This is a genomic window from Lysobacter lycopersici (assembly GCF_007556775.1).
Lineage (GTDB): Bacteria > Pseudomonadota > Gammaproteobacteria > Xanthomonadales > Xanthomonadaceae > Pseudoluteimonas > Pseudoluteimonas lycopersici.
On the sequence record NZ_CP041742.1, the window covers coordinates 2,420,287 to 2,446,875 of the forward strand.

General features: G+C 67.1%; 27 protein-coding genes, 1 tRNA gene and 1 pseudogene. 24 read left to right on the forward strand and 5 right to left on the reverse strand.

Going from position 1 to position 26,589, the window contains the following annotated elements; translation table 11 throughout:
• Positions 1-27: 27 nt before the first annotated feature.
• A complete protein-coding gene (clpB, locus tag FNZ56_RS11925) occupies positions 28-2,610 on the forward strand; it encodes an ATP-dependent chaperone ClpB (RefSeq protein WP_143880046.1) in 2,583 nt (860 codons plus the stop codon).
• Here the strand turns inward: clpB and FNZ56_RS11930 are convergent.
• Both FNZ56_RS11930 and FNZ56_RS11935 read right to left on the reverse strand, forming a co-directional pair.
• Positions 2,527-3,213 carry a response regulator gene (locus FNZ56_RS11930; RefSeq protein WP_143880047.1) on the reverse strand — a complete coding sequence of 229 codons (687 nt, stop codon included), beginning with the start codon at positions 3,211-3,213 and terminating at the stop codon, positions 2,527-2,529. The genes clpB and FNZ56_RS11930 overlap by 84 nt on opposite strands.
• Positions 3,214-3,259: 46 nt before the next feature.
• Entirely contained in the window at positions 3,260-3,754 is a 495-nt protein-coding gene (locus tag FNZ56_RS11935; protein WP_143880048.1) for a Pycsar system effector family protein, read from the reverse strand.
• Positions 3,755-3,828: 74 nt separating this feature from the next.
• On the opposite strand from FNZ56_RS11935, the pseudogene abc-f reads away from it, so the two are divergent.
• Together abc-f and FNZ56_RS13090 are read left to right on the forward strand one after the other, a co-directional pair.
• Positions 3,829-5,470 (forward strand): annotated as a pseudogene (gene abc-f / locus FNZ56_RS11940) (ribosomal protection-like ABC-F family protein); the annotation flags it as partial.
• Between the two features lie 101 nt (positions 5,471-5,571).
• The gene (locus FNZ56_RS13090) at positions 5,572-5,757 is read left to right on the forward strand and encodes an ABC transporter C-terminal domain-containing protein (protein ID WP_425571090.1); all 186 of its coding nucleotides are present in this window, start codon (positions 5,572-5,574) and stop codon (positions 5,755-5,757) included.
• On the opposite strand, the gene FNZ56_RS11945 is transcribed toward FNZ56_RS13090, so the two are convergent.
• Together FNZ56_RS11945 and FNZ56_RS11950 are read right to left on the reverse strand one after the other, a co-directional pair.
• The gene (locus tag FNZ56_RS11945) at positions 5,745-6,359 is read right to left on the reverse strand and encodes a Pr6Pr family membrane protein (protein WP_143880050.1); all 615 of its coding nucleotides are present in this window, start codon (positions 6,357-6,359) and stop codon (positions 5,745-5,747) included. The genes FNZ56_RS13090 and FNZ56_RS11945 overlap by 13 nt on opposite strands.
• Positions 6,360-6,363: 4 nt before the next feature.
• A complete protein-coding gene (locus FNZ56_RS11950) occupies positions 6,364-7,065 on the reverse strand; it encodes an SIMPL domain-containing protein (RefSeq protein WP_143880051.1) in 702 nt (233 codons plus the stop codon).
• A 100-nt stretch (positions 7,066-7,165) separates the two neighbouring features.
• On the opposite strand from FNZ56_RS11950, the gene FNZ56_RS11955 reads away from it, so the two are divergent.
• The gene (locus FNZ56_RS11955) at positions 7,166-7,498 is read left to right on the forward strand and encodes an FmdB family zinc ribbon protein (RefSeq protein WP_143880052.1); all 333 of its coding nucleotides are present in this window, start codon (positions 7,166-7,168) and stop codon (positions 7,496-7,498) included.
• A 9-nt stretch (positions 7,499-7,507) separates the two neighbouring features.
• Here FNZ56_RS11955 and FNZ56_RS11960 read toward each other — a convergent pair whose 3' ends face one another.
• The gene (locus FNZ56_RS11960) at positions 7,508-8,413 is read right to left on the reverse strand and encodes a DUF3011 domain-containing protein (RefSeq protein ID WP_143880053.1); all 906 of its coding nucleotides are present in this window, start codon (positions 8,411-8,413) and stop codon (positions 7,508-7,510) included.
• 143 nt (positions 8,414-8,556) lie between these two features.
• Between FNZ56_RS11960 and aspS the strand changes: the two genes are divergently transcribed.
• The 20 genes from aspS to FNZ56_RS12060 all read left to right on the forward strand — a co-directional run bounded on the left by aspS (position 8,557) and on the right by FNZ56_RS12060 (position 26,547).
• On the forward strand, positions 8,557-10,329 hold the full coding sequence (aspS, locus tag FNZ56_RS11965; protein ID WP_143880054.1) for an aspartate--tRNA ligase: 1,773 nt from the start codon (positions 8,557-8,559) through the stop codon (positions 10,327-10,329).
• The gene (locus tag FNZ56_RS11970) at positions 10,326-10,850 is read left to right on the forward strand and encodes a GNAT family N-acetyltransferase (RefSeq protein WP_407070495.1); all 525 of its coding nucleotides are present in this window, start codon (positions 10,326-10,328) and stop codon (positions 10,848-10,850) included. The genes aspS and FNZ56_RS11970 overlap by 4 nt, the downstream gene beginning before the upstream one ends.
• Positions 10,847-11,512, forward strand: a complete 666-nt coding sequence (locus FNZ56_RS11975) for an esterase/lipase family protein (RefSeq protein ID WP_143880056.1) — start codon at positions 10,847-10,849, stop codon at positions 11,510-11,512. Before FNZ56_RS11970 ends, FNZ56_RS11975 begins: the two co-directional genes overlap by 4 nt.
• Positions 11,513-11,545: 33 nt before the next feature.
• On the forward strand, positions 11,546-12,277 hold the full coding sequence (locus FNZ56_RS11980) for a YebC/PmpR family DNA-binding transcriptional regulator (protein WP_143880057.1): 732 nt from the start codon (positions 11,546-11,548) through the stop codon (positions 12,275-12,277).
• An 18-nt stretch (positions 12,278-12,295) separates the two neighbouring features.
• Positions 12,296-12,817 carry a crossover junction endodeoxyribonuclease RuvC gene (gene ruvC, locus FNZ56_RS11985; protein ID WP_143880058.1) on the forward strand — a complete coding sequence of 174 codons (522 nt, stop codon included), beginning with the start codon at positions 12,296-12,298 and terminating at the stop codon, positions 12,815-12,817.
• 142 nt (positions 12,818-12,959) lie between these two features.
• On the forward strand, positions 12,960-13,547 hold the full coding sequence (gene ruvA / locus FNZ56_RS11990) for a Holliday junction branch migration protein RuvA (RefSeq protein ID WP_143880059.1): 588 nt from the start codon (positions 12,960-12,962) through the stop codon (positions 13,545-13,547).
• Between the two features lie 13 nt (positions 13,548-13,560).
• Positions 13,561-15,495, forward strand: a complete 1,935-nt coding sequence (locus FNZ56_RS11995) for a potassium transporter Kup (RefSeq protein ID WP_143880060.1) — start codon at positions 13,561-13,563, stop codon at positions 15,493-15,495.
• A 112-nt stretch (positions 15,496-15,607) separates the two neighbouring features.
• Complete coding sequence (gene ruvB / locus FNZ56_RS12000; protein WP_143880061.1) at positions 15,608-16,645, forward strand: Holliday junction branch migration DNA helicase RuvB; 1,038 nt, start codon at positions 15,608-15,610, stop codon at positions 16,643-16,645.
• Positions 16,629-17,066 carry a tol-pal system-associated acyl-CoA thioesterase gene (gene ybgC, locus FNZ56_RS12005; protein ID WP_143880062.1) on the forward strand — a complete coding sequence of 146 codons (438 nt, stop codon included), beginning with the start codon at positions 16,629-16,631 and terminating at the stop codon, positions 17,064-17,066. Before ruvB ends, ybgC begins: the two co-directional genes overlap by 17 nt.
• Entirely contained in the window at positions 17,063-17,851 is a 789-nt protein-coding gene (gene tolQ, locus FNZ56_RS12010) for a protein TolQ (RefSeq protein WP_143880063.1), read from the forward strand. Before ybgC ends, tolQ begins: the two co-directional genes overlap by 4 nt.
• Before the next feature lie 6 nt (positions 17,852-17,857).
• Entirely contained in the window at positions 17,858-18,304 is a 447-nt protein-coding gene (tolR, locus tag FNZ56_RS12015) for a protein TolR (RefSeq protein WP_143880064.1), read from the forward strand.
• Positions 18,301-19,212: a TonB C-terminal domain-containing protein gene (locus FNZ56_RS12020; RefSeq protein WP_246064605.1), complete on the forward strand. Its 912-nt coding sequence runs from the start codon at positions 18,301-18,303 to the stop codon at positions 19,210-19,212. Before tolR ends, FNZ56_RS12020 begins: the two co-directional genes overlap by 4 nt.
• A 90-nt stretch (positions 19,213-19,302) precedes the next feature.
• A complete protein-coding gene (gene tolB / locus FNZ56_RS12025) occupies positions 19,303-20,601 on the forward strand; it encodes a Tol-Pal system beta propeller repeat protein TolB (protein ID WP_143880065.1) in 1,299 nt (432 codons plus the stop codon).
• A 70-nt stretch (positions 20,602-20,671) separates the two neighbouring features.
• Positions 20,672-21,181, forward strand: a complete 510-nt coding sequence (gene pal, locus FNZ56_RS12030) for a peptidoglycan-associated lipoprotein Pal (RefSeq protein WP_143880066.1) — start codon at positions 20,672-20,674, stop codon at positions 21,179-21,181.
• A complete protein-coding gene (gene ybgF / locus FNZ56_RS12035; protein ID WP_143880067.1) occupies positions 21,181-21,969 on the forward strand; it encodes a tol-pal system protein YbgF in 789 nt (262 codons plus the stop codon). The genes pal and ybgF overlap by 1 nt, the downstream gene beginning before the upstream one ends.
• A gap of 22 nt (positions 21,970-21,991) precedes the next feature.
• A complete protein-coding gene (gene queE / locus FNZ56_RS12040) occupies positions 21,992-22,684 on the forward strand; it encodes a 7-carboxy-7-deazaguanine synthase QueE (protein WP_143880068.1) in 693 nt (230 codons plus the stop codon).
• Positions 22,681-23,370, forward strand: coding sequence for a 7-cyano-7-deazaguanine synthase QueC (gene queC, locus FNZ56_RS12045; RefSeq protein WP_143880069.1), 690 nt, complete (start codon positions 22,681-22,683; stop codon positions 23,368-23,370). The genes queE and queC overlap by 4 nt, the downstream gene beginning before the upstream one ends.
• A 15-nt stretch (positions 23,371-23,385) precedes the next feature.
• A tRNA-Lys gene (locus tag FNZ56_RS12050) sits at positions 23,386-23,461 on the forward strand.
• A gap of 690 nt (positions 23,462-24,151) precedes the next feature.
• Positions 24,152-25,939: a M4 family metallopeptidase gene (locus FNZ56_RS12055; protein WP_221933303.1), complete on the forward strand. Its 1,788-nt coding sequence runs from the start codon at positions 24,152-24,154 to the stop codon at positions 25,937-25,939.
• Positions 25,940-26,295: 356 nt separating this feature from the next.
• The gene (locus tag FNZ56_RS12060; protein ID WP_143880071.1) at positions 26,296-26,547 is read left to right on the forward strand and encodes a hypothetical protein; all 252 of its coding nucleotides are present in this window, start codon (positions 26,296-26,298) and stop codon (positions 26,545-26,547) included.
• The last annotated feature ends 42 nt before the right edge of the window (positions 26,548-26,589 follow it).

A 26,589-nucleotide genomic window follows, 5' to 3' on the forward strand; every position in this document is an offset into this window, starting at 1 on the left:
CGTGGCCTCAAGTTTCGGGATCCCGCCATGCGAATGGATAAATTGACCTCGCGTTTCCAGCAATCGCTGGCCGACGCGCAATCGCTGGCCGTCGGCCGCGACCACAACTTCATCGAACCCGCGCACCTGCTGCTCGCCATGCTCGACCAGCAGGGCGGCGGCGCGCGTCCGCTGCTGGCGCAGGCTGGTGTCAACGTGCCGCTGCTGCGCGAACGCCTCGGCGAACTCCTCGACAAGCTGCCGAAGGTTTCGGGGCAGGCCGGCAACGTGCAGGTCGGTAACGATCTCGCGCGCCTGCTCAACGTCACCGACAAGCTGGCGCAGCAGCGCGGCGACGGCTACATCGCCAGCGAACTGTTCCTGCTCGCGGCGCTGGAGGATTCCGGCGACGCGGGCAAGGCGCTGAAGGCCGCCGGCGCGAACAAGGCGAAACTCGAAGCGGCCATCGACAAGCTGCGCGGATGCGAAAAAGTGCAGGACGAAAACGCGGAAGACGCGCGCCAGGCGCTGGAGAAATACACCATCGACCTGACCGCGCGCGCCGAGGGCGGCAAGCTCGATCCCGTCGTCGGCCGCGACGAGGAAATCCGTCGCTGCATCCAGGTGCTGCAACGCCGGACCAAGAACAACCCCGTGCTGATCGGCGAACCCGGCGTGGGCAAGACCGCGATCGTCGAAGGTCTGGCCCAGCGCATCGTCAACAACGAAGTGCCCGAAGGCCTGCGTGGCAAGCGCCTGCTCAGCCTCGACATGGGCGCGCTGATCGCCGGCGCGAAGTTCCGCGGCGAATTCGAGGAGCGCTTGAAGGCGGTGTTAAACGACCTCGCCAAGAACGAAGGCCAGATCATCCTGTTCATCGACGAACTGCACACCATGGTCGGCGCCGGCAAGGCCGACGGCGCGATGGACGCAGGCAACATGCTGAAACCTGCCCTCGCGCGCGGCGAACTGCATTGCATCGGCGCGACCACCCTCGACGAATACCGCAAGTACATCGAGAAGGACGCCGCGCTGGAACGCCGCTTCCAGAAGGTCTTCGTCGGCGAACCGACGGTCGAGGACACCATCGCGATCCTGCGCGGACTGAAGGAACGCTACGCCGTGCACCACGGCGTGGAGATCACCGATCCCGCCATTGTCGCCGCCGCGACGCTTTCGAACCGCTACATCCCCGATCGCCAGCTGCCGGACAAGGCCATCGACCTGATGGACGAAGCGGCTTCGCGCATCCGCATGGAAATCGATTCCAAGCCCGAGGAAATGGACCGCAAGGAACGCCGCCTGATCCAGCTCAAGATCCAGCGCGAGGCGCTGAAGAAGGAGAAGGACGCCGAATCGAAGCAACGGCTCGCCGACCTCGAAACCGAGATCGCCGCGCTCGAACGCGAGTACAGCGACCTCGAGGAAGTGTGGAAGGCGGAGAAGGCCACGCTACAGTCGGCCACGAAAATCAAGGAGCAGATCGAGGCCGCGCGGCTGGAGCTCGAAGCCGCGCAGCGCAAGCAGGACTTCGCGCGCATGAGCGAGATCCAGTACGGCACGCTGCCGGAGCTGGAAAAGCAGCTCAAGGCCGCGCAGGAGGCCGAGAACAAGGGCTTCACCCTGCTGCAGGACAAGGTCACCGCCGCGGAAATCGCCGAAGTCGTCTCGCGCTGGACTGGCATCCCGGTGTCGAAGATGCTCGAGGGCGAGCGCGAGAAGCTGCTCAAGATGGAAGAGCACATGCACACGCGCGTGGTCGGCCAGGAGGAGGCGATCAAGGTCGTGTCCGATGCCGTGCGCCGCTCGCGCGCCGGGCTCTCCGATCCGAATCGCCCATCGGGTTCGTTCCTGTTCCTCGGCCCGACCGGCGTCGGCAAGACCGAACTGTGCAAGGCGCTGGCCGAATTCCTGTTCGATTCGCCCGATGCGATGGTCCGCATCGACATGAGCGAGTTCATGGAGAAGCACGCGGTCAGCCGCCTGATCGGCGCGCCCCCGGGCTATGTCGGTTACGAAGAGGGTGGCTATCTCACCGAAGCCGTGCGCCGGCGCCCGTACAGCGTGATCCTTCTCGATGAAGTCGAGAAGGCGCACCCGGACGTGTTCAACATCCTGCTGCAGGTGCTCGACGACGGTCGCCTCACCGACGGCCAAGGCCGCACCGTGGATTTCCGCAACACCGTGATCGTGATGACCTCGAACCTCGGTTCGCACCAGATCCAGGAAATGGATGGCGACGATTCGCCCGAGGCCTACGTGCAGATGAAGGCCGCGGTGATGGGCGTGGTGCAGGCGCACTTCCGGCCGGAATTCATCAACCGGCTCGACGACATCGTCGTGTTCCATCCGCTGGACAAGGCGCAGATCAAGCAGATCGCGCGCATCCAGCTCAAGGGGCTGGAGAAGCGGCTGGGCGAACGCGGCATCCGCATCGAACTCACGGACAAGGCGTTCGAACTGCTCGGCAACGTCGGCTTCGATCCGGTGTATGGCGCGCGCCCGCTCAAGCGCGCGATCCAGCAGCAGATCGAGAATCCGTTGGCCTCAGCGATCCTCGCCGGGGACTTCGCTGGCGGCGACACCGTCCACGTCGATGCCGAGGGCGGGAAGCTGGTGTTCCGGCGCTGAGGCATCGGCTTCGACCACCAGCGCGTCCTCCTCGGGCGGCAGTTCCATCGGCTGCTCGCGCGGCGGCAGGCGCCCGGCCTCGACCAGCGCCTGGATGCGCGCGAACACCTCGCCGCGGCCGAACGGCTTCTTCATGAAATCGTCGGCGCCGATGCGGCGCACGTAGAACTGTTCGGTCGCCTGCGCGTTGCCGCTGATCATGATGATCGGGATGGTGCGCGTGGCCTCGTCCTTGCGCAGCGCGCGCAACGCATCGAAGCCGCTCATCGCCGGCAGCACGATGTCGAGGAAGATCAGGTCCGGGCGTTCGGCGCGCGCGAACGCGGTGCCGGTTTCGGCGTCGCCGGCGCCGGCGGTTTCGTAATGGGCCTGGCGCAGCATGCGGCCGAGGGTCGCGACCACCGTCGCCGAGTCGTCGATGATCAGGATGCGCAGGCCCTCGCGCGCATCGATGCGCGTCGCGCGGCGGCGATTGACCAGCGGCGCGCTGCCGGCGGGCGCCGGCGCGGCGGGAACGGGCGTGGCGCCGTCCGCGGCGGGATTCGCGGCATCGGGCGCGGGCACGTTGCGCAGGATGCGCCGGAAGAAATCGAAAGCGGCCACGGCTCCCCCTCGGCTGTGTGGCGTGGCGATTCTATCCCGGCCGGCTTCAGGCCAGCAGCGCCGCGAACGCCGACACCACCGCCGCGACCAGCGCCGCGAGCGACAGGTTGATCAGGCGGAACTTGCGCGAAACGCCGGCGGCGAGGCGATGCGCGAGCCGGGCGAGGCCGTCCAGCACGACGGCATGGTCGGCCCGTGCGACCGCGGCGACGTAGGCGTCCTCCTCCATTGCCGCCACGCTTTCGCTGAACATCAGCGAGTCCGCTTCGCGGCTGGGGTGGCGCGCCAGGGTCGAGGCCATCACCCAGGCCGCGCAGGCGATCGAGACCAGCGACAAGCCCGCCGCGGCGAACATCAGCGTTCGCGGCATTCCCGAATCGCCGACCACGCGCAGGAACTGGCCCTGTTCGCCCAGGCCCGGTGCGAGCAGCACCGCGTTGCTGGTCAGCAGCAGCGAGGCCTTGACCGCGGCGAGGTTGTAGTAGCCGTCGTAGCGGGCGATGGCGGTCTTGAGGAAGTCGTAGCGTTCCTGGAACTGCATGGCGTGCTTCCCGATCCGATCCCTTCCGCGATTCTAATCGGGGTCGCGGCGCCGGAAGCCGGTAAAATCGCCGCATGATTTCCTTCCGCAATTTCGCCCTGCGCCGGGGCGAACGCCTGCTGCTGTCCGACGTCGACCTGGCCCTGCACGCCGGCCATCGCGTGGGCGTGGTCGGCCGCAACGGCGCCGGCAAATCCTCGCTGTTCGCCGCGCTGATGGGCGAAATCGAGCCCGACAAGGGCGATATCGACCTGCCGGGCAAGGCGCGCATCGCCTCGGTCGCGCAGGAAACCCCACACCTGCCGGATCCGGCCATCGACTTCGTGTTGTCCGGGGATGCCGCCGTGCACGCCGCGGTGCAGGCCGAGGCCAATGCCTTCGCCGCCGAGGACTGGGAAGCCGTCGCCGAAGCGCACCACCGTCTGGAAGAACTCAACGGCTACGACGCCTCCGCGCGCGCGGGCAAGCTGCTGCACGGGCTCGGTTTCCCCGCGGATACGCATGCGAAGCCCGTTTCCGATTTCTCTGGCGGCTGGCGCGTGCGCTTGAATGTCGCGCGTGCGCTGATGACGCCGTCGGATCTGTTGCTGCTCGACGAACCCACCAACCACCTCGACCTCGACGCGGTGGTGTGGCTGGAGGAATGGCTGAAGCGCTATCCCGGCACGCTGCTGGTGATCTCGCACGACCGCGAGTTCCTCGACAACGTCACCACGCATACGCTGCACCTGCACGAGGGCAGGGCGAAGCTGTACGCCGGCGGTTACACCGATTTCGAACGCCAGCGCGCCGAACACTTGCGCCTGCAGCAGATCGCGCACGAGAAGGAACAGGCCGAACGCGCGCACCTGCAGAAGTTCATCGACCGCTTCAAGGCCAAGGCCAGCAAGGCGAAGCAGGCGCAGTCGCGGATGAAGCGCCTCGCGAAACTCGCCGGCACCGAGGCGGTGCGCGCCGAACGCGCGCTGCACATCGATTTCCCGGAACCGTTGCGGCTGCCGACGTCCTTGCTCTCGCTGCACGACGCGGATGCGGGGTATCCAGCTGTTGTGGTAGGGGCTTCAGCCCCGCCGGCAATGAGTGAAAGCGTCGCGGCTAAAGCCGCTCCCACAGTGATCCTCCATGGCGTCAACTTCGGCCTCGAGGCCGGCGACCGCATCGGCCTGCTCGGGCCGAACGGCGCGGGCAAGTCGACGCTGGTCAAGACACTCGTCGGCGAACTCGTGACCATGGCGGGCGAACGCAAGGCGCATCCGGACCTGCGCATCGGCTACTTCGCCCAGCACACGGTGGAATCGCTGGTCGCCGGCACCACGCCGCTCGACCACCTGCGCAAGCTCGCGCCCGACGTGCAGAACCAGGAGTTGCGCGATTTCCTCGGCAAGTGGCAGTTCCCCGGCGACCGCGCGTTCGAGGTCATCGACACCTTCAGCGGCGGCGAGAAGGCGCGGCTCGCGCTGGCGCTGATCGCGTATCGCCGCCCGAACCTGCTGCTGCTCGACGAACCGACCAATCACCTCGACCTCGACATGCGCGAAGCGCTGGCCGAGGCGCTCAGCGATTTCGACGGCGCCATCGTCATGGTTTCGCACGACCGGCACCTGATCGGCCTGGTCAGCGACCAGTTCTGGCGCGTGCACGATGGCGTGGTCGAACCCTTCGCCGGCGACCTCGACGAATACGCGGCGTGGCTGCGTTCGCGCCCGGCGACGGGCGAGTCGAAATCCTCGGCGAAGGATGCGTCACCGAAGCGCGAACCGGAATCGTCGAAGCCGCAAGCCGCGGCGGCGCCAAAAGCGAAAATCAATCCGCACAAATTGCAGAAAGCGGAAGCGCGGGTCGCGCGTCTGGAGGAAAAGCTGGCCGAATGCGAGGCGCAGATGACCGATCCCGCGGTGTACGCCGATGCCGGCCGCGTCGCCGACCTCGGCCGCACGCAAATGCAGATCCGTTCCGAACTCGAAGAAGCCGAAGGCGAACTGCTCGCGCTTTACGAGGCCTGAGCCACGGCCTTCGTGCGTCGGTTCGCGAACGCACGCAACGCATGGCCTGCGAGCAGGAAGGCGACTCCCAGTCCGGCGACGTTGAGCAACACGCGCGGCAAACCCAGCGCCGGCACATCGATGAAAGGATAGGGATAGAACCCGCTCGCCGCGCCGCGCGCCAGCGCGTACGCCGCATAGATCGCGGGCCACGCCAGCCACGACCATGGCGCGCTGGCGGCGATGCGATTTCGCGGCGGAAACGCGATCCACCACAGCAATGCCGCCGTCGGCACGGCGTAATGCAGGAGGATGTTCGCCAGCGAATGCGGCCCCGGCGGGATGTCCTCGCCGCGCAACAGCAGGTGGTAACCGAGGCCGACCAGCGCGATCGCGGTCACCGCGCAGCCGCGCCAGCGCAGCTCGATGCCGCCATCGGCACGCATCGCGGCGAACGTCGCGACCGTCGCCACCAGCAAGTTGGTGAGTACGGTGAAGTAGGCGAGAAACATCGACAGCCCGCGCAACATGCCGCGATCGCTGCCGAGCGAGAGGAACAGCTGCAGCAGCAGCGCCGCCCATGCCAGCACGGCAAGCAAGACGGCGGCCGTGCGAGCGTGCACGGCATCAGTCCTTCAGGAAGTATTCGATCGTCGTCACCACGCGCACGTTCTTGATGAACGGGCTGGTCTGGTCGCGGTCGCTGATGTCGATCGCGCCCTGGTTGGCGGTGCGGATGCCGGCCACGGTGGAACCCGAATCCTTGGCGAACTGCTCGGCGGCCTTGCGCGCATTCGCCGTGGCTTCGGCGATCAGCGCCGGCTTGATCGATTGCAGCGCCTGGAAGTCGTACTGCGGGTCGCTGCCTTCGGTGATCAGGACGCCGGCGTTGAGCAGTTCGCCGCTGCGCGAAATCACCGGCAAGGCCTGCTTCACCTTTTCGGTGCGCAGGGTCACGCTGGACGTCGCGCGGTAGCGTTCCGGCGGGCGGTCGCTGCCGTAACTGTAGGCCCAGCGATCTTCCACGCGCGTCGGCGAGGTGGTGATTTCGTTCGCGCCGAAGCCGGCCTTGGTCAGGAAGTCGCGCACGATGCCGGCATTGCGGGTAATCCCCGCCTGCACAGTGGCGAGGTCGTTGCCGTTGACGGTGAAGGTGATCGGCCACACCGCGAGGTCGGCGTCGACCAGCTTTTCCGCCGAACCCTTGACCGTGACGTAGCGGTCGGCGGTGCGCAGTTTCGACATGCCCTGCGCGGCGAACCAGCCGGCGCCGAGCAGGCCGAGCGCGACGAGCAGGGCGGCGATGACGGAACGCGGGCTGGTCGACATGGCGGTTCTCGTGCAGTGGGATTGCCCGACCTTAACGCGTTCGGCTTGAACGTGCGGCCAGTGGCCCCAGAATGGCGGGATTCCAGACGCTGCGACGCCGATGCCGATCTACGCCTTCGCCTGCAACAACTGCGGCCACCTGTTCGACAAGCTGCAGAAGCTGTCCGACGCCGACCCCGACACCTGCCCGGCCTGCGGCGCGCAAGGCACCGTGCATCGGCGCCTGACCGCGCCGCAGTTCCGCCTCGCCGGCGGCGGCTGGTACGAGACCGATTTCAAGAAGGACGGCAAGCGCAACCTCGCCGGCGATGGCGGGGATGCGAAGCCCGCCGAGGCCAAGCCGGATGCGGCATCGGCCGCCAAACCCAAGGCCGACAAGCCGGCCGAAGCGCCCAAGCCCGCGTCGAAACCGGCATCCGGCGACGCGGGCTGAGAACGCGCCTCAGCGCGCGCCGAACAGGCCGCGACAGCCGTTCTGCACCGTGATCCTGCCGTTCGCGTACCACCAGTTGCCGCCTTCGCGGCAAGGCGTGGACGAGAGCTGGCGTTGCAGGTAGGGCCGTCCGTACATGGCGTTCCAGGCGCACGACGTCGGGCGATTCGAGGTGCTGGAACAGCTCACGTTGTAACCGCTCCCCGCGCCCGTCCCGACCAGGAACACGCCGCGGCAACCACGGTTCACCCAAATCGCGTCCCCGCGCGTGCCCCAGTTGGAATCGCGGATGCAGCGGGTGTCGGACAGCTGTCGCTGCAGGGCCACGTTGCCGAAACCGCCCGCCGCGCATTCGCGGTAACGGTTATCGGTGCTTTCGCAACGGACCTCGTGGGTGACGCCGCTCCAGGCACCGGCGGCGAATTCGCCTCGGCAGCCGTTCATTACCGTGACCTGGCCGCGGCCCGAATAGTAGCTCTGGCCTTCGATGCAGCGCGTGTCCGACAGTTGCCGAACCAGTTGCGAGCGCACCTGCCATGGCGTATTGCAGGTGCGGGTGCGGTTATCGGTGCTCTCGCAACGCACGGTGTTCCCGGAACCGGGCGGCGGCCAGCCGCCGTTGTTGCCGGCGAGCGATTGCGCGATGTCCTGCCTCACCCGGCTGTAGGTCCAGCGCGACAGCCGCACCTGGTCGAGGTAGAAGCGCAGCTGGTCGGCGGGAATGCGGCGGCCGCCGGATTGTTCCGAATATTCGAGCGAGATCACCCGGGTCTGCTCCGCCGTGGTCAAGGTCCACAACTGTTCCGGCGCATAGGCGCGGGTAGCGGGTTGGGCATGCGCTGGCGGCAGGATCGCTGACGTGGCGAGCCCGAAGGCGAGGACGACGAACGCGGCGAACAGCGACGGACGATGCATGGCGATCCCCTTCGGAAGCTTGTTGTTCACGGCCAAAGGCATCCCCGGCCCGCCGTTCGGGGCAAATTAGGCCCCGGCACCGTTAAAATGGCGTGTCCGCGGCGCCCGCGATCCGCGCCGCGCGCCCCTTCCCCGGAGTCCTGATGCGTACCCATTTCTGCGGCCTCGTCGACGAGGCCCTGGTCGGCCAGACCGTCACCCTGTGCGGATGGGCCGATGTCGCCCGCAACATGGGCCATTTCGTCTTCATCGACCTGCGCGACCACGAGGGCATCGTGCAGGTGGTGGCCGAGCCGTCGGACGGCGACGGCGGTCGCGACGTGGTCGAAGCCGCGGCGAAGGTGGGCTACGAGGACTGCCTGCGCATCACCGGCACCGTGCGTCGCCGCCAGAACCCGAACCCAAAGATCCATACCGGCCAGGTCGAAGTCGTCGCCGAAAAGATCGAAGTCCTCAACAAGGCCGAGCCGCTGCCGTTCCACGCGCACGAGAACCCGGGCGAGGACATCCGCCTCAAGTACCGCTACCTCGACCTGCGCACGCCGGACATGCAGCGCAAGATGCGCACGCGCACGAAACTGGTCAGCGCCTTGCGCGCGTGGCTGGACGCGCGCGGCTTCCAGGACATCGAGACGCCGATCCTGACCAAGGCCACGCCCGAGGGCGCGCGCGACTTCCTGGTGCCGGCACGCATGCACGAAGGCGAGTTCTACGCGCTGCCGCAGTCGCCGCAGTTGTTCAAGCAGATCCTGATGATGGCGGGCTTCGACCGCTACTACCAGATCGCGCGCTGCTTCCGCGACGAAGCCCTGCGCGCCGACCGCCAGCTCGAATTCACCCAGCTCGACATGGAATTCGCGTGGGTCGACGAGAAGATCGTGCAGGACACGGTCGAGGCGATGGTCCGCGACGTGTTCCGCGAAGTGATGGGAGTCGAGCTCGATGCGACTTTCCCGCGCATGACCTGGGCCGAGGCGATGCGCCGCTACGGCTCGGACAAGCCGGACCTGCGCATCGGCCTGGAACTCGTCGATGTCGCCGAACTGGTGAAGAACTGCGAATTCGCGGCGTTCACCGCCGCCGCGAACGACCCGGACGGCCGCGTCGCCGCGCTGCGCATCCCCGGCGGCGCGTCGCTCTCGCGCAAGCAGATCGACGAATACGCCGCGCACGCCGCGAAGTTCGGCGCCAAGGGCCTGGCCTACGCGAAGATCGACGACGCTGGCGCGGTGAATTCGCCGATCCAGAAATTCTTCGCCGAGGACGCGTTCAAGGCGCTGCTCGACGCGGTCGGCCTGCGCAACGGCGACATCGCCTTTTTCGGCGCGGGCAACTACAAGACCGTCAGTGATTCCATGGGCGCGCTACGGCTCAAGGCCGGCAAGGACTTCAACCTCGTGCAGGACGGCTGGAAGCCGCTCTGGATCACCGATTTCCCGATGTTCGAATGGGACGACGAGGAGCAGCGCTACGTCGCGCTGCACCATCCCTTCACCGCGCCCGCGGTCGATTCCATCGCCGACCTGCGCACGAACGCGAAGACCGCGGTTTCACGCGGCTACGACATGGTGCTCAACGGCAACGAGATCGGAGGCGGTTCGATCCGCATCCACAACTCGGCCATGCAGAGCGCGGTGTTCGAACTGCTCGGCATCGGCGCGGAGGAAGCGGAGGGCAAGTTCGGCTTCCTGCTCGACGCACTCAAGTACGGCGCGCCGCCGCACGGCGGCATCGCCTTCGGCATCGACCGCATCGCCGCGCTGATGGCCGGAACCGAGTCGATCCGCGACGTCATCGCGTTCCCCAAGACCACCACCGCGCAATGCCTGATGACCGGCGCGCCATCGCCGGTGCCGGACAAGCAATTGGCCGAGGTGCATGTGCAGGTGCGCGAGAAGGGTGCGGACAAGGCGTGACCGCCACCATCCGCCGCGCGGTGCCCGACGACGTCGCCGTGCTGGTGGAGTTGGGCACGTCCACCTTCGTCGAGACCTTCGGCCATCTGTATTCGGCAGCGGATCTGCAGGCCTTCCTCGGCGAAAGCCATTCGCCGGATGCGTATGCGAAGACGCTGGCGAATCCGGATTACGCGCTATGGATCGCCGAACGCGACGGCAACGCGATCGGTTACGCGCAGGCCGGGCCATGCGGATTGCCGCACGCGGACGTGCGTCACGGCGACGGCGAACTGAAGCGTCTCTACCTGCGCCAGTCCGAACAGAACGGCGGCGTCGGTCGCGCGCTGATGGATGCGGCGATGCAATGGTTGGAGCGCGACGGCCCGCGCCCGCTATGGATCAGCGTGTGGTCGGAGAACCACGGCGCGCAGCGCTTCTACGCGCGCCACGGTTTCGAATTTGCCGGCGAATACGAATTCCCCGTGGGCGAACAGCGCGACCGCGAATTCATGTTCCGGCGCCTGCCGCGCGATGCATGATCGAATCGGCCGCGAACGAGCCCGTCCTGCTGGTGCATGGCTTGTGGATGCGCGGCATCACCATGCGCTGGCTGGCCACGCGCCTGCGCAGCCGCGGTTTCGAGCCGCGCACCTTCGAATATTTCAGCCTGCTGCAGGACACCGATGCGGTGGTCTCGCGCCTCGCCGACGCGCTGCGCGAGCGCCCGCGCACGCACGTACTCGCGCACAGCCTCGGCGGCCTGCTCGCGTTGCGCGCGGCGGAACACGCCGGCGCGGACGGGATCGGCCGCATCGTCTGCCTTGGCTCGCCGCTGGCCGGAAGCAGCGCCGCCGCGAGCATCGCGGCGAAGTTGCCGGCCGGGGCGCAACTGGTCGGGCACAATCGCGCGCTGCTTGAATCCGGCGTGGACCATGTTCCCGAGGGCATCGAGGTCGGCGCCATCGCCGGCTGCGTGCCGCACGGACTGGGCGGTTTCGTCGCGCACTTCGACGGTGAACACGACGGCAGCGTGGCGGTGGCCGAAACCCGCTTGCCCGGCCTCGCCGACCACGTCGTGCTGCGCGCCAGCCACAGCGGCCTGCTGTTCTCGGACCCGGCCGTTCGCCAGGCGGTGGCATTCCTGCGCGAGGGTCACTTCGACCGCGATTTCGAGTCCGGCGTCGAATCCCGGGTCGTATAATCCGCCCCTTCCGGGGACATTGACGAAAAACGCATGGGACGCGGTCCTTCCATCGAAGCGCGCAAGAACGCGGTCGACGCGCAGCGCGGCAAGATCTTCACCAAGGTGATCCGCGAGATCTCGGTCGCGGCGCGCGCCGGCGGCGGCGATCCGGCGGGCAACCCGCGCTTGCGCAGCGCCATCGACAAGGGCCTCGCGGTGAACATGTCCAAGGACGTGATCGAGCGCGCGATCAAGAAGGCCACCGGCGAACTCGAAGGCGTGACCTACGAGGAAATCCGCTACGAAGGCTACGCGCCCGGCGGCGTCGCGGTGATCGTCGACTGCCTCACCGACAACAAGGTCCGCACCGTCGCCGACGTGCGCCACGCGTTCACCAAGTTCGGCGGCAACATGGGTACCGAAGGCTCGGTCGCGTTCATGTTCAAGAAGCTCGGCGTGCTCAGTTACGACGCCGGCGCGGACGAGGACAAGATCACCGAAGCCGCGATCGAGGCCGGTGCCGACGACGTGGTGGTGTATCCGGAAGACGGCGCGATCGACGTGCTCACCTCGCCCGAGGCCTTCGCCGAAGTGAAATCGGCGATGGAAGCCGCGGGCCTCGCGCCGGGTTTCGCCGAAGTCACGATGCGCGCCGACAACGATTCCCCGGTCGATGGCGAAACCGCCGAGCAGGTGCAGAAGCTGCTCGCGTGGCTCGAAGACATGGACGACGTGCAGAACGTGTATTCCAACGCCGAACCCGGGGACGGCGCCTCCGCGTAATCGCGCAGGCAGCCCATCATGACCAGGATCCTGGGGATCGACCCCGGCTCGCAACGCACCGGCGTCGGCATCATCGATGTCGCGCCGGATGGTTCGATGCGCCATGTCCACCACCAGCCGCTGGTGCTGCTGGGCGCGGAATCGTTCCCGTTGCGCTTGCGAAAATTGCTCGACGGCCTGTGGGCGCTGGTCGAGGAATACCGCCCGGACGAAGTCGCGATCGAGGAAGTGTTCCTCTCCAACAACGCGATGAGCGCGCTCAAGCTCGGGCAGGCCCGCGGCGCGGCGATCGGTGCCTGCGTCGCGCGTGATTTGCCGGTCAGCGAATACGCCGCGCGCCAGGTCAAGCTCGCGGTGGTCGGCACCGGCGGCGCGGACAAGGCGCAGGTGCAGCACATGGTCGGGCTGATGCTGAACCTGCAGGGAAAATTGCAGGCTGACGCCGCCGACGCGCTCGCGGTCGCGATCACGCATGCGCATGTGCGCGCCAGCGCGAACCGGCTCGGCGTGGATGCGCGTACCGCCTGGGGGCGGAGATGATCGCTTTTGCTCGTCATTCCCGCGAAAGCGGGAATCCAGCCTTTGCTTTTGTTTTGCCGCCAAAAAGCGAAATTCAAAAACGGGATTCCCGCTTTCGCGGGAATGACGGCTTGAAAAATCGTCTCGGCATGGAGAATTGTCCGTGATCGGCAGACTCAAAGGCGTCCTGATCCACAAGTCGCCGCCGTGGCTGGTGGTCGACGTGCACGGCGTCGGTTACGAACTCGAAGCGCCGATGAGCACCTTCTACGACCTGCCGGACACGGGTCACGAGGTGTTCCTGTTCACCCATTACGCGCAGAAGGAAGACAGCGTGTCGCTGTACGGCTTCCTGACCGAAGCCGAGCGCCGCCTGTTCCGCGACGTGCAGAAGGTCAGCGGCATCGGCGCGAAGATCGCGCTGGCGGTGCTGTCCGGCGTGAGCGTCGGCGAATTCGCACGGCTGGTGCAGACCTCCGACGTGGCCGCGCTCACCCGCATTCCCGGCATCGGCAAGAAGACCGCCGAACGCATGGTGGTGGAATTGCGCGACCGCGCCGCGGACCTCGGTGCCGGTGCGGTCGTCGGCTCCATCGGATCGCCCGGCGATCCGCTGTCCGAAGCCACGACCGCGCTGCAGGCGCTGGGCTACAAGCCCGCCGAGGCCGAACGCATGGCCCGCGCCGCGCGAAGTGAAGGCGACGCAGCCGAAACCATCATCCGCAAGGCGCTACAGTCCGCGCTCCGTTGAGCCACCCGTCCCGATGAAGACCGCTTCCGCCACCAGCAAGCACGGCCACGACGCCCACCACGGGCATGGCCAGGGCAAGGTCGGCCTCGCCGGCCTCATCGTCGGTGCCATCGGCGTGGTGTTCGGCGACATCGGCACCAGCCCGCTGTACACGCTCAAGGAAGCGTTCCTGGCGCATTACGGGCTGGATCCGACCAGCCACGCCGACGTGCTCGGCCTGCTGTCGCTGATCTTCTGGGCGCTGATGATCATGGTGACGCTGAAGTACGTCGTCATCATCATGCGCGCCGACAACGAGGGCGAGGGCGGCATCATGGCGCTGATGACGCTGGCCCAGCGCACCTTGCCCAAGGGCGGGCGCGGCGCCTATGCGGTCGGCATCCTCGGCATCTTCGGCGCGTCGCTGTTCTTCGGCGACGGCGTGATCACCCCGGCGGTGTCGGTACTGGGCGCGGTCGAGGGCATCGAGGTCGTCGCGCCGCACCTCGAGAAGTTCATCGTGCCGCTGTCGGTGGCGATCCTGGTCGTGCTGTTCTTCACGCAGCGCTTCGGCACCGAGAAGGTGGGGCGCGTGTTCGGGCCGGTGACGCTGCTGTGGTTCCTGTCGATTGCGGCGATCGGCGCGCTCAACATCGGCCATTACCCGGAAGTGGTGCATGCGCTGAACCCGTGGTGGGGCGTGAAGTTCTTCATCGCCCACGGCTGGCACGGCATCTTCATCCTCGGCGCGGTGGTGCTGGCGGTCACCGGCGGCGAGGCGCTGTACGCGGACATGGGCCATTTCGGCAAGCTGCCGATCCGCTATGCCTGGTACACGGTGGTGCTGCCCGCGCTGATGCTGAACTACATGGGGCAGGGCGCGCTGGTGCTGGAGAACCCGCAGGCGGTGTCGAACCCGTTCTTCATCGGCGTGCCGGACTGGGCGCAGTGGCCGATGACGGTGCTGGCGACGCTGGCCGCGGTGATCGCCTCGCAAGCCGTCATCACCGGCGCGTTCTCGGTGGCGCGGCAGGCGATGCAGCTCGGCTACATCCCGCGCATGCAGGTCCGCCACACCTCGCGCGACACCATCGGCCAGATCTACATCCCGGGCATCAACTGGCTGCTGATGGTGCTGGTGATCGTGCTGGTGCTGACCTTCCGCAGCTCGACCAACCTGGCCTCGGCCTACGGCGTGTCGGTGTCCGGCACGATGCTGATCGACACCCTGTTGCTGGCGCTGCTCGCCCGTGCCACCTGGCCGCGGGCGCGGCTGTGGGTGCTGCCGGTGTGCGCGGTGGTCGTGGTCATCGACATCGGCTTCCTCGTCGCCAACGGCGCCAAGTTCTTCGACGGTGCCTGGTTCCCGGTGGTGCTGGGGCTGGTGGTGTTCACCGTGCTGCGCACCTGGCGCCGCGGCCGCGAGCTGCTGCACGAGGAAGTGCGCAAGGAAGGCATCCAGCTCGACAGCTTCCTGCCCGGGTTGATGCTGGCTCCGCCGGCGCGCGTGCCCGGCACGGCGGTGTTCCTGACCGCGGACAAGGGCGTGGTGCCGCAGGCGCTGCTGCACAACCTCAAGCACAACAAGGTGCTGCACGAGCACAACGTCATCCTCACGGTGGACACGCTGAACGTGCCCTACGCACCGCCGGAGAAGCGGATGTCGATCGGCAACATCAGCGGCGAGGACTTCTACCGCGTCGTGCTGCGCTTCGGCTTCATGGAAACGCCGGACGTGCCGCTGGCGCTGATGCGCACCTGCGACCAGTGCGAGCTCACCTTCAACCCGATGGACACGACCTACTTCGCCAGCCGCGAGACCATCGTCGCCAGCCGCCGCCACAGCGGCATGGCCGCGTGGCGCGACAAGCTGTTCGCGGTCATGCACCGCAACGCGGCGCCGGCCACCGGCTTCTTCCGCATCCCCGGCAACCGCCTGGTGGAACTCGGGGCGCAGGTCGCGATCTGATGTCATCCTGAGGCGAAGCCGAAGGACCTGCTTTCCAGCGGAATGGCGAAGAAAGCAAAAACAGGTCCTTCGGCTTCGCCTCAGGATGACAGTCCCGGGCGATAATCCCGGCATGGACGAATCCCGCATCGTCGGCGCCGACGCCACCCGCGAAGACGAAGTCGTCGAGGCCAGCATCCGGCCGAAGCGGCTCGACGACTACCTCGGCCAGCGCCCGGTGCGCGAGCAGCTCGGCGTGTACATCGAGGCCGCGCGCCGCCGCGCCGAGGCGCTCGACCACGTGCTGATCTTCGGTCCCCCGGGGCTGGGCAAGACCACGCTCGCGCACGTCATCGCCAACGAGCTCGGGGTCAACCTGCGGCAGACATCGGGCCCGGTGATCGAGAAGGCCGGCGACCTTGCCGCGCTGCTCACCAACCTGCAGCCGCACGACGTGCTGTTCGTCGACGAGATCCACCGCCTTTCGCCGGTGGTCGAGGAAATCCTGTATCCGGCGATGGAGGATTTCCAGATCGACATCATGATCGGCGAGGGCCCGGCCGCGCGCTCGATCAAGCTCGACCTGCCGCCGTTCACCCTGGTCGGCGCGACCACGCGCGCGGGCCTGCTCACCGCGCCGCTGCGCGACCGCTTCGGCATCGTGCAGCGGCTGGAATTCTACGACGCGAACGAACTCGCGCAGATCGTGCGGCGCTCTGCGCGCATCCTCGGCATAGCTTGCGAAGCCGAAGGCGCGGACGAAATCGCGCGGCGTTCGCGCGGCACCCCGCGCATCGCCAACCGGTTGTTGCGGCGCGCGCGCGATTACGCCCAGGTGCGCGCCGGCGGGCGCATCGAGCGCGAGGTCGCCGATGCGGCGATGGCGATGCTCAAGGTCGACGCGGAAGGCTTCGACGAACTCGACCGGCGCCTGCTGCGCCTCGTCGTCGAGCAGTTCGACGGCGGCCCGGTCGGGATCGAATCGCTGGCCGCGGCACTGGGCGAGGAACGCGGCACGCTCGAGGACGTGGTCGAACCCTACCTGATCCAGCAGGGCTTCCTCGCGCGCACCGCGCGCGGGCGCATGGCCACGCGCAAGGCATGGTTGCTGCTCGGATTGAAGCCCGCGCCGCCCGACGGCCTGTTCGCCGACGATGCAAGCGGCGGCTGAACCCGTGTTCAGTTGGCCGACACGCGTGTATTGGGAGGATACCGACGCCGGCGGCGTGGTCTACCACGCGCAGTACCTGGCCTTCCTCGAGCGCGCGCGCAGCGAATGGATGCGCGCATTGGGGAACGGGCAGGAACTCCTGCGCGACGTCCACGGTCTGGTGTTCGCGGTGCGGGCGATGCGGATCGATTTCCGCGCGCCCGCGCGGTTGGACGACCTGCTCGACGTCACGGTCGAACTGCGCGAATGCCGGCGCGCGAGCCTGGTGCTGGCGCAATCGATCAAGCGCGGCGATGCGTTGTTGCTCGACGCCGAGGTGCGGGTCGCGGCGCTGGATGCGCCGACGTTCCGCCCACGCGCGATTCCCGCGCCGCTGTTCGCGGCGCTCGAACCCCTTGTCATTCCCCGGAGCCACGCATGACCCTCGTACTCGCGCTGCAGGCCAATCCCGAACCGCTGCCAGAATCGGTGGCCGCGAGCGCCGACGCACTGGGCGATGCGGCGAACCACGCCGCGACGGTGGCTGGCGCAGGCCACATCGATTTCCTGCAACTGGTGCTGCATGCCAGCCTGCCGGTGCAGCTGGTAATGCTGTTGCTGCTGCTCGCGTCCATCGCCTCGTGGCTGATCATCTTCCGCAAGCGCAGCGTGCTCGGGCGCGCCGAGCGCGAAGCGGAGCGTTTCGAGGAACGCTTCTGGTCCGGTTCGGAGCTGTCCAAGCTCTATGCCGGCGCCACCGAGCGTAGCCGCGATGTCGGCGGCCTCGAGGCGATCTTCGAAGCCGGTTTCCGCGAATTCAACCGCGTGCGCCAGCGCCGCGGCGTGGATTCCCGCGCCCAGCTCGAAGGCGCGCAACGCGCGATGCGCGCCACCGCCTCGCGCGAACTCGACGGGCTCGAGCACAACCTCGAGTTCCTCGCCAACGTCGGTTCGATCAGCCCCTACGTCGGCCTGTTCGGCACGGTGTGGGGGATCATGGTGTCGTTCCAGGGCCTGGCGAACGTCAAGGAAGCGACGATCGCGACGGTCGCGCCGGGCATTTCCGAAGCGCTGGTCGCGACCGCGATGGGCCTGTTCGCGGCGATCCCCGCGGTGTGGGCCTACAACCGCTTCGCGACCAAGGTCGACCGCATCTCCACGCGCTACGACGCGTTCTCCGAGGAGTTCTCCTCGATCCTGCAGCGCCAGGCGCACCTCGAGGAGTAAGCCGCGATGGCGACGACCGCTTCCTCGCGCCGCGGCCGCAAGCGCCGGCTCAAGGCCGACATCAACGTCGTGCCCTACATCGACGTGATGCTGGTGCTTCTGATCATCTTCATGGTCACCGCGCCGCTGCTCAACCTCGGCGTCGACGTGTCCCTGCCGCAGTCGAACGCGAAATCGATCCAGGACCGCAAGGATCCGGTCATCGTGCGCGTCGACCGCGACGGCCGCTACGCGCTGATCGTGCAGGGCGGGCAGCCGCAGGAACTGCCGGCCGACATGCTCCAGGCGAAGGTGAAGACGCTGGTGGCGAACAACCCCGACCTGCCGGTGTTCGTCGCCGGCGACCGCGAGGCCAACTACGAAGTCGTGCTCGACGCGATGGCGCTGCTGCAGAACGCGGGCGTGGACAAGGTCGGGTTGATGAGCCAGCCGGTGGGGACGGCCGCGAAGTGAGGGAAACCCGCGCCGACACCACCCGGGCGTTCGTCTATGCGCTGGCGCTGCACGCGCTGCTGTTCGCGCTGATGTATTTCGGCCTCTGGTGGACGCGCCAGGGCGCGCCGCAGGAAAGCTGGGGCGTGCCGGTCCAGGCCGAGGTGATCGATGCGAACGCGCTGTCGCCGTCGTTGCAGCGCGCGCTGAAGCGGGAGGCAGTGAAACCGCCGCCACCGCCGCCGACGCCGGAGGAAAAATCCTTGCCCGAACCGTTGCCGGAGGAAACGCCGCCCCCGCCGCAGCCTCGGGCCCAGGAGCAGTTGCCGGAACCCGATGCCGTCGACCAGGAGGAAGTGCGGCGCGACGCGGTTTCGCCCGACACGCGCTTGCGCGAGCAGGAAGCCAAGCAGCGCCAGCAGCAGGTCGACCTCGACGAGCAGGAGCGGCAGAAGCAGGAACAGCAGCAGAAGCAGCGCGAGATCCTCGCGCGGCTGGAGCAGGTCAAGGCCCAGCGGGCGCTCGCCAAGCGCGCTGCCGACCAGGCCGCCGCGCGCCTGCAACAACTCGCCGACTGGAAGGCGCAGCAGGCCTCGGATGCGGCGGCGAGCGCCAGTCCGCCACCGGGCAATCCCGATGCCGACAATGGCTTGAAGGCGCGGTACGCCGCGGCACTCACGCAAGCCATCCGCAGCAACTGGACGCGCCCGGACAACGTGCCGCTGAGTGCGCGTTGCGTGATCAACATCACCCAGTTGCCGGGCGGCAAGGTGATCGATGTGCAGGTCAGCCCTTCCTGTCCGTACGACGCGCTCGGCAAGCGCTCGGTCGAGGCGGCGGTACTGAAGGCGCAACCCTTGCCGTACGCGGGATTCGAATCCGTGTTCAAGCGCCAACTGGAACTCCATTTCCAGGCCGAGGACAACTGAATAGCCGCCGGTCGCGTTCCGTTCATCTTTCTCAAGCCCGTAACGGCCAACCTGTTCACATACGACGCGATCCGCCCAGGGAGGGCCTGCATGTCCCGGATTCCACGCACCATCGCCGCCTGGGTGCTGGCCTGCCTGGCCGCGTGGCCGCTCGCCGCGGCCGCGCAGAACGATGGCCCGCTGAAGCTGGACATTGTCGGCGGGCAGGCTTCGGCGTTGCCGATCGCGGTCGCCCCGTTCGGCGGAACCGCGGGCGGCACCGACATCGCCGCGATCATTCGCGCCGACCTCGACCGCAGCGGCCAGTTCCGCGCCATGCCCGAGACCGCTATCCGCGCGATCTCGGCCCCGGCCGCGCCGCCGACCCAGGGTGGCGAGGTGCAGTTCCCCGCGTGGTCGGCGGCGAAGCAGGATTTCCTCGTCGTCGGCCGCGTGGTCGATGCCAACCGGATCGAATATGAACTGTTCGACGTGGCGAAACAGCAGCGACTGCTCGGCTTCGCGTTGTCCGCCCCGCCTTCGCGCGACGTCGCCCACCAGATCGCCGACGCCATCTACGAAAAGATCCTCGGCGTGCGCGGCGCGTTCTGGACGCGCATGGCCTACGTCACCGCCAGCGGGCTGGGCCGCAATACCAGCTACACCCTGGTGGTCGCCGATTCCGATGGCGCGAATCCCAATACCGTCGTTCGTTCCAACCAGCCGCTGCTGTCGCCGGCGTGGAGCCCGGACGGAAGCAAGCTCGCCTACGTCAGCTTCGAAAGCGGCAATTCGGCGATCTACGTGCAGAACCTGTCCACCGGCGCGCGCGAAGCGGTAACCGCGTTCCGCGGCATCAACGGCGCACCGAGCTTCTCGCCAGATGGACGCCGGCTGGCGATGAGTTTGTCGAAGAACGGCAATCCCGACATCTACGTGATGGACCTCGGCAGCCGCGCGCTCACGCGCATCACCGACCAGATGGGCATCGATACCGAGCCGACCTTCAGTGCCGACGGCAGCACCATCTATTTCACCTCCGACCGCGGCGGTCGCCCGCAGATCTACCAGGCCCCGGCGAGCGGCGGCGGCGCCAGCCGCGTCACCTTCCAGGGCAGCTACAACGCCAGCCCGACGGTGTCGGCCGACGGCAAGAAGATCGCGGTGCTGCAGGGCGCCGGCAACGATTACCGCGTCGCGCTGCTCGACCGCAGCCTGGGTTCGCCGCAGTGGACGAAGCTGTCGCCCGGTTCGCAGGACGAAGCGCCCAGCTTCGCCCCGAATGGTGCGATGCTGCTGTACGCCGCGCGTGGCGGCGTGTTCGTGGTCTCCGCCGACGGACGCGTTCGCCAGCAACTGGTGCAGGGCGCGCGCGAACCGGCCTGGGGTCCGTTCCGCCAGCAACGCTGATGTTTCCCGCGTGGCCCGTATGGCGGGCCGCGTCCGTTATTCGCAGTGCCAACCCGACGAGGAGAAACGCATGAACACCACCACCCGCATCCTGACCGTCGCCCTGATGTGCGCCGCCGCGGCTGCCTGTTCCAAGAAGGTGAAGGAAACGCCCCCGGTCGACACCGGCGTGGGCACCGCCCCGGTCACGTCCCCGGTTGCCCCGGGCGCCTACACCCCGGCCGACCTCGATACCGATGCCTGCCTGCGCCAGCGCGTGGTGTACTTCGACCTCGACCAGGACGCGATCAAGCCCGACTTCCAGGCGGCGATGGCCTGCCACGCCAAGTACCTGCGCGACCGCCCGGATGCGCGCATGACCCTGGAAGGCAACGCCGACGAGCGCGGCAGCCGCGAATACAACATGGGCCTGGGCGAGCGTCGCGGCAACGCGGTGTCCTCCGCGCTGCAGGCCAATGGAGGCTCCGCCAGCCAGATCACCGTGGTCAGCTACGGCGAGGAACGCCCGGTCTGCAACGAATCGAACGAAGGCTGCTGGTCGCAGAACCGTCGCGTCGAGATCGTGTACACGGCGAAGTGATGGCGAAGCGCGTTTTCATCGCAGCCGTGGCGGCGGCCCTCGTGGCCGCCGCTCCCGCATTCGCGGCGCAACGCGCCAGCCTCGCCGACCGCGTTTCCGCGCTCGAGCAGGCCTCGGCCAACAGCGGGCAGGGCAACGTGGAACTGCTGAACCAGATCGCCGCCTTGCGTGCGGAAGTGCAGTCCCTGCGCGGCGACATGGAACAGCTGCAGCAACAGCTGGAGCAGGAACGCGAGTCGAACAAGAACCTGTACCTCGACGTCGACGGCCGTCTGCAGCGGCTCGAAGGCGGCGCATCGGCCACGCCGCCGTCGGCGACCGCGAAGACGCCCGCCGTACCCGCCCCCGTGGATCGCCCGCCGAGCGTGCACGGCGATCGTGGCGCGCTGGCCGCGACCGGCGACGAGCGCAGCGCCTACCAGGCCGCGTTCGACACGCTCAAGTCCGGCCAGTACGTGGACTCGGCGCGGCAATTCCAGGCCTTCCTCGCGCAATACCCGGACGGCACCTACGCGCCGAACGCGTTGTATTGGTTGGGCGAGAGTTACTACGTCACCCAGAACTACGAGCTCGCGCAGCAGCAGTTCCAGGCCCTGCTGCAGCGTTACCCGACCCACGACAAGGCTTCCGCGGCGCTGCTCAAGCTCGGCCTCTCGCAATACGGCGCGAAACAGTACGACGCCGCCGAAGCCACGCTCACCGCGGTCCAGCAGCAGTACCCGGGCAGCGATGCCGCGGCAACGGCCGCGGATCGGTTGCAGGCGATTCGGCTCGCGCGCGCGCGCTGATCCAAGCCCGTAAAATGGGCGCATGAACGTCGTCGCCCCCGATGCGGCCGCCGCATCGGCGGTCGCGAAGCCGCAAGACCGGCTCAAAATCACCGAAGTCTTCCTGTCGCTGCAGGGCGAGGCCCGCGACGCCGGCTGGCCGACGGTGTTCGTGCGCCTCACCGGTTGCCCGTTGCGCTGCCAGTACTGCGATACGGCCTACGCCTTCCACGGCGGGCAGTGGTGGGAGATCGACGCCATCCTCGCCGAAGTCGCGCGCCACGGCGCGCGCCATGTATGCGTCACCGGCGGCGAACCGCTGGCGCAGAAGCGTTGCATCGCGTTGCTGTCGAAACTTTGCGAAGCCGGCTACAGCGTGTCGCTGGAAACTTCCGGCGCCATCGACATCGACGGCGTCGATGCGCGCGTCTCGCGCGTGCTCGACATCAAGACCCCGGGCTCGGGCGAAGCCGGGCGCAACCTGTGGTCCAACTTGCCGCTACTCACCGCACGCGACCAGGTGAAGTTCGTCATCTGTTCGCGCGCCGATTTCGACTGGGCGAAAGACGTGGTGTCCGAACACCGCCTGCACGAAACCTGCGACGTGCTGTTCTCGCCCAGCCACGCGCAGGTGTCGCCGCGCGAACTCGCGGACTGGATCGTCGAGGAAAAATTGCCGGTGCGGTTCCAACTGCAATTGCACAAGATCCTGTGGGGCGAGGAACCGGGCCGATGAGCGCGCACAAGCCGGCTGTCGTGCTCGTCTCCGGCGGCATGGATTCCGCGGTGGTGCTCGCCATCGCCCGCGAAGCGGGTTACGACGTGCATGCGCTCAGCGTGCGCTACGGCCAGCGCCACACCTCCGAACTCGACGCCGCGGATCGCGTTTCGACGGCGCTCGGCGCGGTCGCGCACAAGACCGTGCACGTGGACCTGCGCAGCATCGGCGGATCGGCGCTGACGGACGACATCGACGTTCCGACCGACGACGATGGCCACGTGATCGGGCAGGGCATTCCCTCGACCTACGTGCCCGCGCGCAACACCATCATGCTGTCGGTGGCGCTGGGCTGGGCCGAGGTGCTGGGCGCCACCGACCTGTTCTGCGGCGTGAACGCGGTCGACTATTCCGGCTATCCGGATTGCCGGCCGGAATTCATCGCCGGTTTCGAGGCGCTCGCCAACCTCGCGACCAAGGCCGGCGTGGAAGGCAGCCGCTTCCGCGTGCACGCGCCGCTGATGCGCATGTCCAAGGCCGACATCGTGCGCGAGGGCCTGCGCCTGGGCGTGGATTTCTCGCAGACGGTGTCGTGCTACCAGGCCGATGCCGACGGCCGCGCCTGCGGCCATTGCGACGCCTGCCGCCTGCGCGCGCAGGGCTTCGCCGAGGCCGGCGTGGCCGATCCCACGCGTTACCGCTAGAATTCGCGTCCCCGTGGGCCGTTAGCTCAGTCGGTAGAGCAGAAGACTTTTAATCTTTTGGTCGAAGGTTCGAATCCTTCACGGCCCACCACGTTCTCCCCAGCATTGTCGTGGAAGGATTGGACAGACATTCGTCTGTCAGAAGCGAGCCCGGCCACGCGCTTGCGCGCGCGGCGTTCGAACGAGCGCGAACCGGAAACTCCTGTGGGAGCGGCTTTAGCCGCGATTGCTTTTTTTTTTTTGGCAGGAGCGACGGAAGTCGCGACCGGGGTTTCGCAACCATGTCGCGGTCAAGCCCGCTCCTACAAAGGCGGACTCGATCCGCTGGTCCTGGATTCTCCCGCTACGTCTGTCCGCCCACGCACTTGCGCACGCAGCGTTCGAACGGGCGCGACCCCGAGGTTCGCAAGCGTCGCGTCGACGATGCGAATTCAATCGCGTTCCATGCGATTCGACGCACGCCGAAGAAATGAATGCGCACGCCCGTGGGCTGGAGACATCCTGCGACGCGGCGATGTAACGATATAACAGCACATGAATTTGATGGCCGTCACATTTTTTTGTTGCGACGCAGCTTGAGGCCGGCGGGCGCGCCACTTAGTTTCGCGAACGGATGTCGTGATCGACGTCCATCCGAAGGCCTTTCGTTTCGCGTCGACCTCGCGGGGGCGGGTCGGGCAGGAAAGCCCTGTTTCCATTCCGTCCACACTACGTTCGAGGGGAAGCCAAGATGTCGAATTGCACGCTTTCAGGCCTGCGTCCACGCGCACTCGCCGTTGCCGTGACACTGTGCTGCATCGCGCCCGCCGCGATGGCGGCCGGCCGCCAGGACCTGCAGAACGCGAATCTCGCGCAGTTGCAGGCGCGTTATTCCAGCTTCGTGGCTGCCAACGGCACGCCGGGCATGGCGCATGCACGCCACGAGCGGCTGCTGAACATGGATTCCGAATCGAACCTGCTGCTGTCCACGCGCCATTCGGACTTCGGCAAGCGCAACACGCGCTATGAGCAGACCTTCCGCGGCATCCCGGTCTACGGCGAGAACGTCATCGTCAGCGAGAACGCGAAGACCGGCCGGGTCGAAGCGCTGTTCGGGCGCATGGTGACGGGGCTTCAGAACGAGATCCCGGCCACGCCGATCCGCGTCACCGGCGCACAGGCGCTCGGCATCGCCCGGAGCGCCGCGCTCGGTTCGGTGGCGCCGAACGCGCACAAGTCCCGGCTGATGATCTACGTCGACGACGACGGGCACGCGCATCGCGCCCATGTCGTGCAGCTTTCCGCCAACCTGCGCAGCGGCCCCACCGCCCCGCTGGTGATCGTGGATGCCGACAGCGGCAAAGTGCTGCTGAAACGCGAGAATTTCCAGACGGATGCGGTCGGTACCGGCCCGGGCGGCAACCAGAAGACCGGCCAGTACGAATACGGCACGGATTTCGGCTTCATGGACGTCGGCGTGAGCGGCAGCACCTGCACCATGCTGACGAGCAAGGTCAAGACGGTCGACCTCAACCATGCATCGCGGAACCCGAACTCTTCCGATCCGGCGTTCAGCTACACCTGCCCGCGGCATACCGGCGACACCATCAACGGCGGCTATTCGCCGTTGAACGATGCGCACTATTTCGGCGGTGTCGTGTTCGACATGTACAGCGACTACATGAACGCCGCGCCGCTGACCGTCATCCTGACGCTCGGGGTGCACTACGGCACGAATTACGAGAATGCCGGCTGGAACCCCGCGACCTCCACGATGATCTTCGGCGACGGCCGCACCACGTTCTACCCGCTGGTCGGCCTGGACGTGCTGGGCCACGAGGTGTCGCACGGATACACCAGCCAGAACTCGAACCTCAACTACGACAGCGGGCAGTCGGGCGGCATGAACGAGTCGTTCTCCGACATCGCGGGCGAGGCGGCCGAGTACTTCATGACCGGCACCAACGATTTCCTGGTCGGCGAGGAGATCTTCAAGGGCAACGGCGCGCTGCGTTACATGTGCGATCCCACCCAGGACGGCATTTCGATCGACAACGCCGCCGACATGCCGCGCCGTGGCATGGACAACCACTACTCGTCGGGCGTGCAGAACAAGGCATTCTGCAACCTGGCGAAGTCCCCGGGCTGGAACACCAAGACCGCGTTCCAGGCCTTCGCGCGCGCCAACCGCGATTACTGGACGCCCACGACCCAGTGGAACGACGGCGCCTGCGGCGTGCAACGTGCGGCCGTGGACATGGGCATGGATGGGCAGCAAGTGGTGGCCGCGTTCGCCACGGTCGGCGTGACCCCGACGGGCACCGGTTGCGGTGGTGGTGGCAGCAACAATCCGCCGGTGGCGAGCTTCACCGTCAAGCAGCTGGGCAAGTTCGTGCAGGTCACCAGCACGTCCACCGATTCGGACGGAACCATCGTTTCGGTGAAGTGGGATTCGGGCGACGGCAGGACCTCGACCAAGACCCCGCTCACCTACAAGTACGCCAGCTCCGGCACGTACACGGTGACGCTGACGGTGACCGACGACGACGGCGCCACAAGCAGCACGAGCAAATCCGTGACGATTCCGTAAGGCACCGCCACCGATCCTCTCCAGATCATCGATGTCCTTCCTCGACCCCGGCTTCGGCCGGGGTTTTTTTGTGCGAATTCCCGGATGTGGTCGCGAGCGAGCGGGCGTGATCCCGTCGTTCCAGCGAGTTCCGTCTGCCCGAGTTCGCGCGGATGGCGCTTGCCGTTCGCGAGGATGTAGCGCCGCACACGGCCGACGTAGGCACACTCAATCGCGATCGCGGTCGGCGGCCATCGGGCAAGTACGCGATGCGATGGGGGGAATAGTCCAATTGACGACGATGGGGCGGGGAGGGACTATCCCGTTACACCCCGCTTTTGGGGTCTATTAGGCGTTAGGTCTGTCTGGTGATTCACATGCACCCCAAAAAAGAAATCCAATACGTTGTTGCGAGTGATGTAAATCCCAGAGATGGCATTGGCCTCGAGACCTACATCAATGGAGACCTGGTGATGGAAATTTTCAGAGATGATACCGAGCGGAGAACGTACATGACTTTGTTTTCGCGTCAGTTGGATTTTGACGTTCTTGAATCTTCTATTGCGCAGTTCAAAGACCGCATAGACCTCAACTACATTGAGTATCCAGATGGGCCGGAACAGGCCTAACAAATCATTCAAGCCGACGCCGCTTCGTGGCGCGGCTTAACT

What these genes read in the sequence shown, in the direction of transcription:
- clpB (WP_143880046.1), top strand. Translation starts at nt 28, where the DNA reads ATGCGAATGGATAAATTGACCTCGCGTTTCCAGCAATCGCTGGCCGAC.
- FNZ56_RS11935 (WP_143880048.1), bottom strand. Translation starts at nt 3,754, where the DNA reads ATGCAGTTCCAGGAACGCTACGACTTCCTCAAGACCGCCATCGCCCGC.
- FNZ56_RS11950 (WP_143880051.1), bottom strand. Translation starts at nt 7,065, where the DNA reads ATGTCGACCAGCCCGCGTTCCGTCATCGCCGCCCTGCTCGTCGCGCTC.
- FNZ56_RS11955 (WP_143880052.1), top strand. Translation starts at nt 7,166, where the DNA reads ATGCCGATCTACGCCTTCGCCTGCAACAACTGCGGCCACCTGTTCGAC.
- FNZ56_RS11960 (WP_143880053.1), bottom strand. Translation starts at nt 8,413, where the DNA reads ATGCATCGTCCGTCGCTGTTCGCCGCGTTCGTCGTCCTCGCCTTCGGG.
- aspS (WP_143880054.1), top strand. Translation starts at nt 8,557, where the DNA reads ATGCGTACCCATTTCTGCGGCCTCGTCGACGAGGCCCTGGTCGGCCAG.
- FNZ56_RS11975 (WP_143880056.1), top strand. Translation starts at nt 10,847, where the DNA reads ATGATCGAATCGGCCGCGAACGAGCCCGTCCTGCTGGTGCATGGCTTG.
- FNZ56_RS11980 (WP_143880057.1), top strand. Translation starts at nt 11,546, where the DNA reads ATGGGACGCGGTCCTTCCATCGAAGCGCGCAAGAACGCGGTCGACGCG.
- ruvC (WP_143880058.1), top strand. Translation starts at nt 12,296, where the DNA reads ATGACCAGGATCCTGGGGATCGACCCCGGCTCGCAACGCACCGGCGTC.
- FNZ56_RS11995 (WP_143880060.1), top strand. Translation starts at nt 13,561, where the DNA reads ATGAAGACCGCTTCCGCCACCAGCAAGCACGGCCACGACGCCCACCAC.
- ruvB (WP_143880061.1), top strand. Translation starts at nt 15,608, where the DNA reads ATGGACGAATCCCGCATCGTCGGCGCCGACGCCACCCGCGAAGACGAA.
- ybgC (WP_143880062.1), top strand. Translation starts at nt 16,629, where the DNA reads ATGCAAGCGGCGGCTGAACCCGTGTTCAGTTGGCCGACACGCGTGTAT.
- tolQ (WP_143880063.1), top strand. Translation starts at nt 17,063, where the DNA reads ATGACCCTCGTACTCGCGCTGCAGGCCAATCCCGAACCGCTGCCAGAA.
- tolR (WP_143880064.1), top strand. Translation starts at nt 17,858, where the DNA reads ATGGCGACGACCGCTTCCTCGCGCCGCGGCCGCAAGCGCCGGCTCAAG.
- tolB (WP_143880065.1), top strand. Translation starts at nt 19,303, where the DNA reads ATGTCCCGGATTCCACGCACCATCGCCGCCTGGGTGCTGGCCTGCCTG.
- pal (WP_143880066.1), top strand. Translation starts at nt 20,672, where the DNA reads ATGAACACCACCACCCGCATCCTGACCGTCGCCCTGATGTGCGCCGCC.
- ybgF (WP_143880067.1), top strand. Translation starts at nt 21,181, where the DNA reads ATGGCGAAGCGCGTTTTCATCGCAGCCGTGGCGGCGGCCCTCGTGGCC.
- queE (WP_143880068.1), top strand. Translation starts at nt 21,992, where the DNA reads ATGAACGTCGTCGCCCCCGATGCGGCCGCCGCATCGGCGGTCGCGAAG.
- queC (WP_143880069.1), top strand. Translation starts at nt 22,681, where the DNA reads ATGAGCGCGCACAAGCCGGCTGTCGTGCTCGTCTCCGGCGGCATGGAT.
- FNZ56_RS12060 (WP_143880071.1), top strand. Translation starts at nt 26,296, where the DNA reads ATGCACCCCAAAAAAGAAATCCAATACGTTGTTGCGAGTGATGTAAAT.